Source organism: Streptomyces sp. NPDC048057, from assembly GCF_040653095.1.
Taxonomy (GTDB): Bacteria; Actinomycetota; Actinomycetes; order Streptomycetales; family Streptomycetaceae; genus Streptomyces.
Genome location: NZ_JBEZNF010000008.1, coordinates 1 through 12,991 on the forward strand (window position 1 = coordinate 1; position 12,991 = coordinate 12,991).

At 73.1% G+C, this 12,991-nt stretch carries 12 protein-coding genes; 5 read left to right on the forward strand and 7 right to left on the reverse strand.

Going from position 1 to position 12,991, the window contains the following annotated elements:
• Positions 1 to 90 precede the first annotated feature (90 nt).
• Entirely contained in the window at positions 91 to 696 is a 606-nt protein-coding gene (locus AB0E05_RS10740; protein WP_361961551.1) for a hypothetical protein, read from the reverse strand.
• A 29-nt stretch (positions 697 to 725) separates the two neighbouring features.
• Positions 726 to 1,715, reverse strand: coding sequence for a transcriptional regulator (locus AB0E05_RS10745; protein WP_361961553.1), 990 nt, complete (start codon positions 1,713 to 1,715; stop codon positions 726 to 728).
• 89 nt (positions 1,716 to 1,804) lie between these two features.
• On the opposite strand from AB0E05_RS10745, the gene AB0E05_RS10750 reads away from it, so the two are divergent.
• Positions 1,805 to 2,542, forward strand: a complete 738-nt coding sequence (locus AB0E05_RS10750; protein WP_361961555.1) for an alpha/beta hydrolase — start codon at positions 1,805 to 1,807, stop codon at positions 2,540 to 2,542.
• An 18-nt stretch (positions 2,543 to 2,560) separates the two neighbouring features.
• Here AB0E05_RS10750 and AB0E05_RS10755 read toward each other — a convergent pair whose 3' ends face one another.
• Positions 2,561 to 3,484 carry an EamA family transporter gene (locus AB0E05_RS10755; protein ID WP_361962051.1) on the reverse strand — a complete coding sequence of 308 codons (924 nt, stop codon included), beginning with the start codon at positions 3,482 to 3,484 and terminating at the stop codon, positions 2,561 to 2,563.
• Between the two features lie 139 nt (positions 3,485 to 3,623).
• Here AB0E05_RS10755 and AB0E05_RS10760 point away from each other — a divergent pair, with 139 nt between their 5' ends.
• Positions 3,624 to 4,481 (forward strand): LysR family transcriptional regulator, encoded by an 858-nt coding sequence (locus tag AB0E05_RS10760; RefSeq protein ID WP_361961557.1) that lies wholly within the window; start codon positions 3,624 to 3,626, stop codon positions 4,479 to 4,481.
• Positions 4,482 to 4,532: 51 nt separating this feature from the next.
• Here AB0E05_RS10760 and AB0E05_RS10765 read toward each other — a convergent pair whose 3' ends face one another.
• Both AB0E05_RS10765 and AB0E05_RS10770 read right to left on the reverse strand, forming a co-directional pair.
• A complete protein-coding gene (locus tag AB0E05_RS10765; protein WP_361961559.1) occupies positions 4,533 to 4,907 on the reverse strand; it encodes a Uma2 family endonuclease in 375 nt (124 codons plus the stop codon).
• Between the two features lie 76 nt (positions 4,908 to 4,983).
• A complete protein-coding gene (locus AB0E05_RS10770; protein ID WP_361962053.1) occupies positions 4,984 to 7,770 on the reverse strand; it encodes an FAD-binding and (Fe-S)-binding domain-containing protein in 2,787 nt (928 codons plus the stop codon).
• A gap of 479 nt (positions 7,771 to 8,249) precedes the next feature.
• On the opposite strand from AB0E05_RS10770, the gene AB0E05_RS10775 reads away from it, so the two are divergent.
• Positions 8,250 to 8,849, forward strand: a complete 600-nt coding sequence (locus tag AB0E05_RS10775; protein WP_361961561.1) for an ATP/GTP-binding protein — start codon at positions 8,250 to 8,252, stop codon at positions 8,847 to 8,849.
• A gap of 105 nt (positions 8,850 to 8,954) precedes the next feature.
• Complete coding sequence (serC, locus tag AB0E05_RS10780) at positions 8,955 to 10,073, forward strand: phosphoserine transaminase (protein ID WP_361961563.1); 1,119 nt, start codon at positions 8,955 to 8,957, stop codon at positions 10,071 to 10,073.
• An 89-nt stretch (positions 10,074 to 10,162) separates the two neighbouring features.
• On the opposite strand, the gene AB0E05_RS10785 is transcribed toward serC, so the two are convergent.
• Together AB0E05_RS10785 and AB0E05_RS10790 are read right to left on the reverse strand one after the other, a co-directional pair.
• Positions 10,163 to 11,029: an ABC transporter permease gene (locus tag AB0E05_RS10785; protein WP_361961565.1), complete on the reverse strand. Its 867-nt coding sequence runs from the start codon at positions 11,027 to 11,029 to the stop codon at positions 10,163 to 10,165.
• Positions 11,026 to 12,066, reverse strand: a complete 1,041-nt coding sequence (locus tag AB0E05_RS10790) for an ATP-binding cassette domain-containing protein (RefSeq protein WP_361961567.1) — start codon at positions 12,064 to 12,066, stop codon at positions 11,026 to 11,028. Before AB0E05_RS10790 ends, AB0E05_RS10785 begins: the two co-directional genes overlap by 4 nt.
• A 148-nt stretch (positions 12,067 to 12,214) precedes the next feature.
• Between AB0E05_RS10790 and AB0E05_RS10795 the strand changes: the two genes are divergently transcribed.
• On the forward strand, positions 12,215 to 12,988 hold the full coding sequence (locus AB0E05_RS10795; protein WP_361961569.1) for a TetR/AcrR family transcriptional regulator: 774 nt from the start codon (positions 12,215 to 12,217) through the stop codon (positions 12,986 to 12,988).
• Positions 12,989 to 12,991 lie beyond the last annotated feature (3 nt).

Below are 12,991 nucleotides of genomic sequence, written 5' to 3' on the forward strand. Positions count from 1 at the left end.
ATCCACACCGAACCCGGAAGGCCCTCACCCATTCAAGATCCCCCAGCCGAGACCTCCATCACCCGTCCACAACCTCCCAGGACAGAACACCTAGGTACGCGGCTCCTTCCCTTGCCCGACCCAGGTCTCGAACTGCGCGGGGTCGCGGACGCCGTCGTCGAGGACCGCACGGTACACGTCGAAACTCTTCACGGTCGTGCCGTACTCGGGGCGGTCGGCCCACGCCCGCTTGATGGCGACGACGGCCGCGCGGGTCTCGTCCGTCAGACGTGGGCGCAGGGTGGTCAGGTGGGCGGTCGAGGGCTGGCGTTCGGGCTCGTCGAGGAACCAGACGTCGAGGTTCCAGGTGGCCCCGGACGACACGCACTCGACCCCGAGGTACAGGCCGTTGGGGTAGGTCTCCGGCTCCTGGTTCCACGCTCCGCAGTCGTTGCGGAAGGTCACCTGGCGGACCTGCGGGTGGGTCGCGAGCCGGGCACCCACCGCGGCGACGGCCGCCACGGCGGCGGCGTCCAGCCGTTCGCACGCCACGTCGAGATCCAGGTCCCGACGGACCATCACGCCCAACGCCGCACTCCCGACGACCATCGGAGCGCCGACACCGGCCAGCAGCCCGTCCAACCCGAGCTCCCGACACACTCCCTCCGCCTCGGCCCGCAGCGCGTCCTGCTCCCCCAACATCCCAGATGCGTCCACCCGTTCACCCTAAGGCGTCCGGTGGAACCTCACGTTCCGGGCTGCGTGCGCGACAGTTCTTCCGACCGGCGTTCGGCGGCTGCTGCGAGCCGGGCGGCCAGATCCCTGAGGGCGCCCCGCAGTTCGTCGGGCTCGTGGATGGTGAAGGGCCATTCAAGCGAGGCGAGCAGGTGCGCCATGCCGTCGAGGCGGTCCGCCCGGGCTTGCATCAGGACGCCGACGGGTCGGGCGGCGAGGGTGACCGCCGCGCCCGACAGTCTGCGGGCGATCTCGTCGAGGGGGCCGTGGACGGTCACTTCCACGTGCCATCGGTAGGGCCCCTGGGCAAGGGTCGAGGTGAGGTGGGCGACGGGGTCGAAGCCGTCGGGGACGGTGAACGCCTTCGTGCGGGGGTTGACGGAGGCGATGCGGTCGATGCGGAAGGTTCGCAGGTCATCACGGAGGTGGTCGTGGCCGACGACGTACCAGCGGCCGGTGTGGAAGACCACGCCGTAGGGGTCGATGTCGCGGTCGGTCTGGTCCTGCCGCCACGACTGATGGGTGATGCCGACGGTCGACATGGCACGGGAGGCCTGGGCCAGGGCGAGCAGGACGCCGCTCTCGGGCGCGTGCGCGCTCACGGCGTTCGCAGTGAAGGACAGCGTCTCCCGCATGGCGGTGAGCGGCTCCCGAAGGGCGTCCGGAAGCACCCTCTCGATCTTGGCCCGGGCGCCCGCGCCGGCCAGCACGGTCGTTCCCATTCCGAGGCGTTCGGCCGCGAGGAGCCCGAGGACGACGGCGAGGGCCTCGTCGTTGGTGAGCACCAAGGGCGGCATCCGGTAGCCGCGGGCCAATCGATAGCCGCCGTGGCGTCCGCGCTCGGCCTGCACGGGGATGCCCAGGTCGCGCAGGTGGGTGACGTACCGGCGGACCGTGCGGACGTCGGTGCCCAGCCGGTCGGCCAGCTCGGTCCCGGTGAGCTGGGGGCTCGACTGGAGCAGTTCCAGCAGGGTCAGTACGCGGGTCAGGGGATGCGACACGACTCACTCGACATTTCAGGGCTGATTCTGTCCTGTATTGACTCTACGCTCCCCACAACACCTCGGTTCGCGCACTTCAGGGAGATCACATGGCCACCTTCGTCCTCGTTCCCGGCGCCTGGCTCGGCGCGTGGGCCTGGGAAGACACCGCCCGCGCCCTGCGGGGGCACGGCCACACGGCGCTGCCGCTGACGCTGACCGGCCTGGCCGAGCGCGCGGAGGAGGGCGGGCCGCAGACGGACCTGGAGACGCACATCGCGGACGTCGTCGAGTTCGTCGAGGGGAACGACCTGCGCGACGTCACCCTGGTCGCCCACAGCTACGCGGCGCTGCCCGTCAGCGGGGCGGCCGGGCGCCTCGGGGACCGGCTGGAGCGCGTGGTCTACGTGGACAGCGCCCCGTTCGCCGAGGGCATGTGCCTGCTCGACCTCGTGCCGGCGGACGCGGCGGACGAGATGCGTCAGCGGGTCGCGGCCCACGGCGACGGCTGGCGGCTGCCGATCCCGCCCTTCGAGGTCCTGGGCCAGTCCGGCAGCCTCGAAGGCATCGGCGAGGACCAGCGGGACGTCCTGTACGCGCGGGCCACTCCGCAGCCCTTCGGCCCGTACACGCAGCGCCTTGCCGGCCCGGTCGAGCCCGGCCCCGACGTGGACCGCGTCCTGGTCGCCTGCCGTGACTTCACGGGGCTGCTGGACGCGGGGGTGCCGATGCTGGACTTCCTCAACCAGGCACCGTGGCGGCGCTTCGACCTGCCCACCGGGCACTGGCCGATGCTGTCGGCACCCGCCGAACTCGCCGACGCCCTGCACGCCGCCGCCGTCTCCTGACCACGGCGCCCTCCCGTACTAAGGCGACTTCGCCGCCGCCACCTGCGTGCGGACCGCCCCCACGCTCGCCGCCATGACCAGCGCGATCGCCACCGCGTCCGCCAGGGACAGCGCCTGGTGCAGCAGCAGGAAGCCGGCGAACGCCGCCACCGCGGGCTCCAGGCTCATCAGGACCGCGAAGGTGGCGGACGGGAGGCGGCGCAGGGCGAGGAGTTCGAGGGTGTAGGGGAGCACGGAGGAGAGCAGCGCGACGGCAAGGCCGAGCAGCAGGATCTGCGGGTCGATCAGCGTCGTGCCGGACTGGGCGATGCCCAGCGGCAGGGTGAGCAGCGCGCCGAGGGCGAGGGCGAGGGCGAGGCCGTCGGCCTGCGGGAAGCGGCGGCCGGTGCGAGCGTTGAAGACGATGTACGCGGCCCACATCCCGCCCGCGGCGAGTGCGCAGAGCGCGCCGACGGGGTCCAGCCGGTCGAAGCCGTCGCCGCTGAGCATGCCGCTGAGCAGGAAGACGCCGAGGAGCGCGAGGCCGGCCCACAGGAGGTTCACCAGGCGGCGGGAGACGATCACGGAGAGGGCGAGCGGGCCGAGGAATTCGAGGGTGACGGCGGGGCCGAGGGGGATGCGGTCGAGGGCCTGGTAGAAGAGCAGGTTCATCGCGGCCATGGCGGAGCCGAAGGCGACGACCGTGCCCCAGTCGGCGCGGGAGTAGCCGCGCACCCGGGGGCGGCAGACGGCGAGCATCACGACCGCGGCGAGGACGAGGCGGAGGGTGACGACGCCGAAGGAGCCGGCGCGGTCCATCAGCATGACGGCGACGGCCGCGCCGAACTGGACGGACACCACGCCGCCGACGACGAGCCCGACGGGCCCGAGGGTGCCGGTGCGACCGGGGGCGGTGGTCTTCTCCGGAGCGGCGACGACGCCTGCGACCGCGGTCCCTGCCACCTGCTTCCCTGCCTCGTCCACCGCCGGACCTCCGAACCTCTCGTGTGGCCGAGCCTTCGACGTCGGCGCCCCCGTCCACGCTAGTGGCCGTGCGTGGCACCGTAAAATGTTAATTGCGCTGCGCTTATGCTCAGGGCGCATGAGCATCGAGCTGCGCCATCTCCGCTGCTTCCTGGCCATCGCGGAAGAGTCCAGCATGACCAGGGCCGCCGCCCGACTGCACATCACGCAGCCCGCGGTCTCGCGCTCGCTGGCCGCGCTGGAGAAGCACCTGGGCGTACGGCTGATGGACCGCTCCACGCACCACGTCACCCTCACCGCGGAGGGCCGGGTCTTCCGGGACCGCGCGGCGGCGGCCGTCGCCGCGTTCGACGACGCGGTGGACACCGCCCGGCTGCCGGACCGCCCGCTGCGGCTGGGCCACGCCTGGTCCGCGCTCGGCCCGTACACCACCACCCTGCTGCGACGCTGGGAGCTGGAGCACCCGGACACTCCCCTCGAACTCCTCCGCTTCGACGAGCGCCTCGCCGGCCTCGGGCGCGGTGCGGTGGACGTGGCGGTGGTGCGCGGTCCGGTGACGGTCCCGGACGGGGTGGTCGTGGACCTCTACGAGGAGCCGAGGGTGGCCGCGGTGACGGCGGACGGCCCGCTGGCCGCGCTCCCCCGGCTCACCCTGGCGGACCTCGCGACCGGCCCGGTCCTGCTGAACACCGTCTCCGGCATCACCGGCATCGACCTGTGGCCGGCCCACGCCCGCCCGGTGGCGACGGTCACCGTGGGCAACACGGACGACTGGCTCGCGGCGATCGCGGCGGGCCGCGGCTCGGGCGTCTCGGTCTCCTCCACGGCGGAACTCCACCCCCACCCCGACGTGGTCTACCGCCCCCTCCCGGACACCCCCGCGGTCCCCGTCCACCTGGTCCACCGCACCCCACCGAGCCACCCGGCGGTCCGGGCGCTGGTGTCCCTGGCGCGCGAGGTCACGGGCGCGCGGTGAGCCGCTGCCCCCGTACGGGCTACTGCCGGACGATCCCCGCCGGGTCGATCTTCATGGGGAACGGCGCGTCGATCCTGGTGACGGTGGACGGGAGCGCGATCGCCCGCACCGCGTCGGCGTCGATGCTGAGGCGTCCTCGGCGGTCGCCCCCGCGTCCGCGACGACGATGTCGGGAACCACCAGCCCGGATGGCAGGGTCACGTTGACCGCCTCCAGGACCTCGACCGGCGCTTCGGCGGCCTGGGCGGCTGCGTCGAGTGCGACGTGGAGTCGGTAGCTGGCGCGCTGGTGGCGCAGGCCCGGGGCGGGGGACATCACGAGGGACTCCCCCAGCAGCTCGTACCGTACCGAGCGGTCTTCGGGCAGGGCCAGGACGTCGGCGACGGTCCAGGGCCCGTGGTGGTGCGTAAAGCTGGCAACGCCCACTCCTCCACCTCCTCGTGGACAACACAGACAGTGTGCCCCGGTACGCCGGCCGATGTCACAGCGTCCGACGGGTGCCTCAGCCCTCCGCCGGACGCTTCGCAAGCGCCTCCGCCAGCACCTCCGCCAGGTGCCGGGCGCGGCGGCCGGTGAGGTGGGTGAGTTGGGTGCGGCAGGAGTAGCCGTCGGCCAGGAGTTCCGCTTCCGGGGGTGCGGAGCGGACGGACGGGAGGAGTTGTTCCTCGGCGCACGCCACCGACACCTCGTAGTGGCCGCGCTCGAAGCCGAAGTTGCCCGCGAGGCCGCAGCAGCCGCCGCTCAGGTCGCCGTGCAGGGCGGCGCGGGCGCGGAGGCTGCGGTCGGGGGCGGTGCCGAGGACGGCGTGCTGGTGGCAGTGCGTCTGGCCGACGACGGGGCGGTCCAGGACCGGTGGGGACCACTCGGGGGCGTACTCCTGGAGGGTCTCCGCGAAGGTGCGCACCGACGCGGCGAGGCGGGCGGCGCGCGGGTCGTCGGCCAGCAGCTCGGGGAGGTCGGTGCGCAGGGCCGCGGCGCAGCTCGGTTCCAGGACGACGATCGGGAGCTGCGGGTCGGCGGCGAGCAGGGGCGCCATGGTGTCCAGGGTGCGGCGCAGGACCGTACGGGCGCGGTCCAGTTGGCCCGTCGTCACGTACGTCAGCCCGCAGCACACCCGGTCCGGCGGCAGTACGGTGCCGAGTCCGGCCGCTCCCAGCACCCGGGCCGCCGCCCGGCCCACCTGGGGCGACAGGTGTTCCGTGAAGGTGTCGGGCCAGAGCACCGCCATGCGTTCGCCGCCGGTGAGCCGGCCGCGCGCCCAGCGGCGGAAGGTGACCGGCGCGAGCGCGGGGAGTGCGCGCTGGGGTGCGATCCCCGCGGCGCGCTTCGCGAGCGCCGCGAGCGGGGGCACCCGGGCGAGCGCGTTGAGCGCCGGCGCCAGCGGGGCCGCGGCGCGCAGCCACTGCGGCAGCCGGCCCAGCGCGTAGTGCGCGGCGGGCCGCAGCCGGCCCCGGTAGTGGTGGTGCAGGAACTCCGCCTTGTAGGTGGCCATGTCGACGCCGACGGGGCAGTCGCTGCGGCAGCCCTTGCACGACAGGCACAGGTCGAGCGCGTCCCGCACCTCCGGCGAGCGCCAGCCGTCGCGGACGACCTCGCCGGCGAGCATCTCGTGCAGCAGCCGGGCCCGGCCGCGGGTGGAGTGCTCCTCCTCGCCGGTGACGCGGAAGGACGGGCACATCACCCCGGGCCCGGGCGTCGTCTCCCGGCACTTGGCGACCCCGACGCAGCGGCGCACCGCGGCGGCGAAGTCCCCGCCGTCGTGCGGATAGCCGAAGGCGACGTCGACGGGCTCCTTCGGCAGGACGGCGAAGCGCAGGTCGGCGTCGAGCGGCGCGGGCCGCACCAGCATCCCGGGGTTCAGCCCGCCCGCCGGGTCCCACAGGTCCTTGAACCGGCCGAAGAGCGCGACGAGCTCCGGCCCGTACATCCGCGGTAGCAGCTCCGCGCGCGCCTGGCCGTCGCCGTGCTCGCCCGACAGGGAGCCGCCGTGCGCGACGACGAGCGCCGCGACGTCCTCGGAGAAGCGGCGGTAGGCCCGTACGCCCGCCTCCGTGATCAGGTCCACGTCGATGCGGACGTGGATGCAGCCGTCGCCGAAGTGGCCGTACGGCGTGCCGTGCAGCCCGTGGTCGGTCAGCAGCGCACGGAAGTCCCGCAGGTACGCGCCGAGCCGGGCGGGCGGCACCGCGCAGTCCTCCCAGCCGGGCCACGCCTCGGCGCCGTCGGCGGTGCGGGTCGCGGTGCCGGCCGCGTCCTCCCGTACGCGCCACAGCGCACGCATCCGCCCGGGGTCGGTCACCACCACCGCGCCCAGCGCCCCGGCCGTGCGCATGATCGCCCCGGCGTGCGCCCGCGCCTCGGCGGGGGTGTCGCCGCCGGTCTCGACGAACAGCCACGCCCGACCGCGGGGCAGGCCGTGACCCGGCGGTACGAGGTCGTCGGCCATGCCCTCGACGGTGAGCGGGGCGTACGGGAGCAGCCCGGCGGCGGCGTCCGCAGCCTCGGTCTCGTCGGCGTAGCCGAGCACGGCGAGGGCGCGGGCGCGGGGGGCTTCGACGAGTCGGACGGTGGCCTCGGTCAGCACGCCGAGGGTGCCCTCGGTGCCGCAGAAGGCGCGCGCGAGGTCGACGCCGTTCTCCGGGAGCAGCGCGTCCAGGGCGTATCCGGAGATGCGGCGGGGCAGCCCGGTCGGGTACCCGGTGCGCAGCAGGGCGAGGTGGTCCGCAACGAGGTCGTGCACCCCGCGGAGGAGCGCGCGGGCGCGCGGCTCGACGCCCGCGCCGGCGCCGCTGTCGTGCGCGCCGGCGACCGGGGCGCCACCCGGGGCGTCCAGCGGCCAGCCCTGCCCGAGCCTGAGCCGTACGCCCTCGTACGTCACCACCGCCACCTCGCGGACGTTGTCCGCGGTCGTGCCCCAGGCCACCGAGTGCGCGCCGCACGCGTTGTTGCCGATCATGCCGCCGAGGGTGCAGCGCGCGTGCGTGGAGGGGTCCGGGCCGAAGGTGAGGCCGTGCGGGGCGACCGCGTCCCGCAGTACGTCCAGGACGACGCCCGGCTGCACGACCGCCGTGCGCGCGGTCGCGTCCACGTCCACGACCGCGTTCATGTGTCGGCCGAAGTCGAGTACGACTCCGGTGCCGGTGGCCTGCCCCGCGATCGACGTACCGCCGCCGCGGGCGACCACCGGGACCCCGTGGGTCCGGCACACCTCCAGCGCCGCGGCCACGTCCGCGGCGTCCAGCGGGGCGACGACGCCGAGCGGCACCCGGCGGTAGTTGGAGGCGTCCATCGTGGTCAGTGCGCGTGCGGTGGTCGACAGGTCCACCCCGCCGCGGACGGCCGCGCGCAGGTCCGCGCCCAGCTCGGCGCGCAGTTCCTCCCCGCCCCGGTCGCCCCCACCCTGGTTCACGTCGTTCCGTGGCTCGGCCATGCGTCTCAGCATGCCCGCGCCCGGCCGGTCACACCCCCGGGAACCCGCCGGGAACTCACCGGGAACCCACCGAGATCCCGCCAGGAAAACGCCGAGAAGTCGTCAGGAACCCATAGGAATGCACGGGGGAACCCATAGAAAAGCCGATGCCAGAGCGGCAAAGCGCCCCCGTCCGGGCCATTAGAGTCCTTGGACCCTTGGCAAAGCCCGAGGGAGCGCCCAAAGTGATCGTCAACTCTCCTATAGTGACGAGAACTTGATCAGGAACTCTCGGCTCCAGTTCTGCCCCCGCCACCCCTCGGAAGGCAACACTCGATGACCGGCACCGCCCACAACCGATGAATCGCGGCGCACCGGCCGTCCGGCCCGCGGAGGCGGCGCAGGCCCTGAAGATCGTCGTGGTCGGCGGCTTCGGGGTCGGCAAGACGACGATGGTCCGCTCCGTCAGCGAGATCCGCCCCATGCACACGGAAGAGGTCATGAGCAGCGAGGGCCGCGCCCTCGACGACCCCTCCCGCGTCACCTCGCGCAAGAGCGCCACGACGGTCGCGTTCGACTTCGGCCGGATCACGGTCGACGACCGCGCGGTCCTCTACCTCTTCGGCGCGCCCGGCCAGGAGCGGTTCTGGTTCCTGTGGGACCGGCTGCTGGCGGGGACGATCGGCGCGGTGCTGCTCGTCGACTCCCGACGGCTGCCGGACGCCTGGTACGCGCTGGACCGGCTGGAGCACCACGGGATCCCGTTCATCGTCGCCGTGAACGACTTCGGCGGGCCCTTCCACACGGACGCCCAGATACGGCAGGCGCTGGCGCTGGACCCGAACGTGCCGCTGATGGAGTTCGACGCCCGCGACCACTCGTCCAGCAAGTTCGTCATGATCGCCCTGGTGGAGCATCTGCACGCGCTGTCCCTGCGCCAGGAGGACTGCAAGGACTGAGGGCCCGGGCCCGCGGGGCCCTGGACCCACGGGCCCCGGGGCTGCGACGTCTCAGCCGCCGGACCGCGGGACGGCCGCCCTCCACCACCCGATACGCTCCCATGCGTGGCTGAGATCCGGATTCCCGCTGACATCAAGCCCGCCGACGGCCGTTTCGGTGCGGGCCCCTCCAAGGTGCGCAAGGAGGCGGTCGACGCCCTCGCCGCCACCGGCACCTCCCTGCTCGGCACCTCCCACCGCCAGGCTCCCGTGAAGAACCTGGTCGGCGAGGTGCGCCAGGGAGTGCGCGAGCTGTTCCAGCTCCCCGAGGGCTACGAGGTGATCCTGGGCAACGGCGGCTCCACCGCCTTCTGGGACGTCGCGACGCACGGACTGATCGAGCGCAAGTCCCAGCACCTGTCGTTCGGCGAGTTCTCCTCCAAGTTCGCCAAGGCCGCCAAGCTGGCGCCGTGGCTGGACGAGCCGACCGTGATCTCCTCCGACCCGGGCACCCACCCGGACCCGCGGGCCGAGGAGGGCGTGGACGTCTACGCCCTCACCCACAACGAGACCTCCACCGGCGTCGCCGCGCCGATCAAGCGCGTCGCGGGCGCGGACGAGGGCGCGCTGGTGCTCGTCGACGCCACCTCGGGCGCCGGCGGCCTGCCGGTCGACGCCGCCGAATCGGACGTCTACTACTTCGCGCCGCAGAAGTCCTTCGCCGCCGACGGCGGGCTGTGGCTCGCGCTCTTCTCCCCCGCCGCGCTGGAGCGCGCGGCCCGGGTGCACGCCTCCGGGCGCCACGTGCCGGAGTTCTTCAGCCTGCCGACCGCGATCGACAACTCCCTGAAGAACCAGACGTACAACACCCCCGCGCTGGCCACCCTCTTCCTGCTGAACGAGCAGCTGAAGTGGCTGAACGGGCAGGGCGGCCTGGACTTCGCGACCGGCCGCACCGCCGCGTCCTCCCGCGCCCTGTACGGCTGGGCCGAGGCGTCCAAGTACGCGGACCCGTTCGTCGCCGACCCCGCGAAGCGCTCGCAGGTCATCGGCACGATCGACTTCTCCGACGACGTGGACGCGGCGGCGGTCGCCAAGGCGCTGCGCGCCAACGGCGTCGTGGACACCGAGCCGTACCGCAAGCTGGGGCGCAACCAGCTGCGCGTGGCGATGTTCCCGGCGATCGACCCGGCGGACGTCGAGGCGCTGACGGCGTGCGTGGACTACGTCATCGAACGCCTCTGAGCAGCACACCGCGCGCCTGAACGCCTGAGTGCGGAAGGGCCCGGCGGGGATTCGTCCCGGCCGGGCCCTTCCGCACGTCCAGCTCGACCTCACCGGCTGAGGCGCTGGAAGCGGCGCACCGCCAGCGGCAGGAAGATCGCGGTGATGACCAGCGGCCAGACCGTCGCCATCAGGATCGCGTTCTCCTGGATCCAGCTCCCGTCGCTGGCGACCGGGTTCCCGAAGAGTTCGCGGGTGGCGCCGGCCGTCGACGAGATCGGGTTCCACGCCGCGACCGTGCCCAGCCAGTCCGGCATGGAGGACGGCGGGACGAAGATGCTGGAGACCATGGTCAGCGGGAAGACGACCGCGTACAGCCCGCCGGCGGCCTCCTGGTTCGGCAGCATCAGCCCGAGCCACACGCCGACCCAGATCAGCGCGAAGCGCAGCAGCACCAGCAGCCCGAAGGCGCCCAAGGTGTTGAGGAAGCCGCCGTCCGAACGCCAGCCGATGATCAGCGCGGTGACGGCGAGGATCGTCAACTCGGCGGCGGCGACGAAGAGGTCGGTGACCCCGCGGCCGGAGACCACCGCGGACGGCGACATCGGCATGGAGCGGAAGCGGTCGATGACGCCCTTCTGCGCGTCGACGACGACGGTCATCGCGGTGCCCATGAAGCCGAATGCCATGGTCATCACGAACATGCCCGGCATCAGGTAGTCGCGGTAGTCGCCGCCGGGGGACTTCATCGCGCCGCCGAAGACGTACGCGTACAGCAGCACGGACAGGATCGGGAAGCCGAGCTGCCAGACGATGGCGAGCGGCTGGCGCTGGTAGTTGAGGAACCCCCGGCGCACCACGCTCCAGCAGTCCACGACGGCCCAGTACGCCCGGCGTTCGCGTCCGTCGGCGTGCACGGTCAGATCGACCCGCTCGACGTCGGCGACATCAGCAGTCTTGACGGTCGTGGCGCTCATGCCGCGGCCACCTCCTTCTGGTTCGGCTGGTCCTGCTCGTCGGGTCGGTCCTGCTCGTCGCCGGTGCGGTGGCCCGTCAGCCGCATGAAGACGTCGTCCAGGCTGGGCCTGCGCAGCCCGAGGTCCTCCACGGCGACGCCGTCGTCCTGGAGGGTGCGCGCCACGTCGGTCAGGGCGGCGACCCGATCCGTGACGGCGGCGTGGACGCGCAGTTCCTCGCGGTCCATCTCGGGGACGCCGGCCGCGACCCGGGCGACCGCCTTCCACGCCGAGTCCAGCTCCGCCGCGTCGGCCACGACGACCTCGATGCGGTCGCCGCCGACGGTGCTCTTGAGCCCGTCGGGGGTGTCGTCGGCGATGGCCCTGCCGTGGTCGATGACGGTGATGCGGGAGGCGAGCTTGTCCGCCTCCTCCAGGTACTGGGTGGTGAGCAGCACGGTCGTGCCGCCGGCCACCAGGTCCCGCACCGCCTGCCAGACCTCGCCGCGGCTGCGCGGGTCGAGCCCGGTCGTCGGCTCGTCGAGGAAGAGCACCTCGGGCGCCAGGATCATCGACGACGCCAGGTCGAGCCGGCGGCGCATGCCGCCGCTGTACTTGCCGGCGGACTTGTCCGCCGCGTCCACCAGGTCGAACTGCTCCAGCAGCTCGGTGGCGCGGCGAGCGGCCCGCTTGCCGTCGAGGTGGAAGAGGCGGCCGAACATCTCCAGGTTCTGCCGGCCGGACATCACCTCGTCCACGGCCGCGTACTGCCCGGTCAGCCCGATGCGGCGGCGTACGCCGCGGGGGTCGCGGGCCACGTCGAGGCCGGCGACCTCGGCACGCCCCGCGTCGAACTTCAGCAGCGTGGCCAGCACCCGGACCGCGGTGGTCTTGCCCGCGCCGTTGGGTCCCAGCAGTCCGTGCACGGTGCCCCTGCGGACCGTGAGGTCCAGGCCGTCCAGGGCGCGCTTCTGCCCGTACCTCTTGTCGACGGACTCGGCGACGACCGAGTACTCGCTGCGCGCGGCGCTCCGGTCGCGCCCGCCGTTTCCGTTCACATGCCCTCCAGGTTCCGTACTGCTCGCGGGGTGCCCCGCCCTCAGTGCGTACAGCGTACCCGAAAAAGAGTACGTTGTACCCAGTTTTAAACGCACGGGCCCCGGGGCCGGGACCAGCAGCGACGGCCGGAGGAATAAAGTGGCGGACATGACGACCGAGACGAGCGGCAGCGGCGACATCGCCCGCACCCTGGAGCTCCTGTGGGGCACGGCGGAGCGACCCAGCCGCGGCCCCAAACCGGGGCTCACGCTCGACGCGATCGTGAGCACCGCCGTCGACGTCGCGGACTCGGACGGCATCGGCGCGGTCTCCATGCGCCGCATCGCCGCGGAACTCGGCACCGGCACGATGTCGCTGTACCGCTACGTCCCGGGCAAGGCCGAGCTGCTGGACCTGATGCTCGACCGGGTCAGCGCGCCCGCCCCCTGGGAGCCGCCGCCCGCGGGCGAGGTCCCCGACTGGCGCGCGGCCGTCGAGCGCCTGGCCCGCGGCTATCGCGACCTCTACCAGAAGCACCCCTGGCTGCTACGGGTGAACCAGGCGCGCAGCGTCCTCGGCCCCAGCGCCCTGCGCGGCCTGGAGGCCGCGCTGACCGGCCTCCAGGGCCTCCAGTTGCGCGACGCCGAGAAGATCTCGGTGATCATCTCCGTGCAGAGCCTGGTCACCGGCGTCGTACGGATGGAGGCCGACGCGAAGGACGCCGCCGAGCAGACCGGGCTCGGCCACCACGAGTTCTGGACCGCGCAGCGGCCGTTCCTGGAGCGGGCGATGACGAGCGGGGACTACCCGATGATGGCGAACATGGACGACGACACCTTCAGCGAGGAGTTCGACCACTTCGAGTTCGGCCTCACGATGCTGCTCGGCGGCCTGGAGGCGATGGTCCAGCGCCGGGCCGAGGAGTCGTCGAGCCCGGCCTGACGC

Coding starts and splice junctions, on each gene's coding strand:
- AB0E05_RS10775 (WP_361961561.1), top strand. CDS start 8,250: ATGAATCGCGGCGCACCGGCCGTCCGGCCCGCGGAGGCGGCGCAGGCC.
- AB0E05_RS10760 (WP_361961557.1), top strand. CDS start 3,624: ATGAGCATCGAGCTGCGCCATCTCCGCTGCTTCCTGGCCATCGCGGAA.
- AB0E05_RS10785 (WP_361961565.1), bottom strand. CDS start 11,029: ATGAGCGCCACGACCGTCAAGACTGCTGATGTCGCCGACGTCGAGCGG.
- AB0E05_RS10770 (WP_361962053.1), bottom strand. CDS start 7,770: ATGGACGCCTCCAACTACCGCCGGGTGCCGCTCGGCGTCGTCGCCCCG.
- AB0E05_RS10795 (WP_361961569.1), top strand. CDS start 12,215: ATGACGACCGAGACGAGCGGCAGCGGCGACATCGCCCGCACCCTGGAG.
- AB0E05_RS10750 (WP_361961555.1), top strand. CDS start 1,805: ATGGCCACCTTCGTCCTCGTTCCCGGCGCCTGGCTCGGCGCGTGGGCC.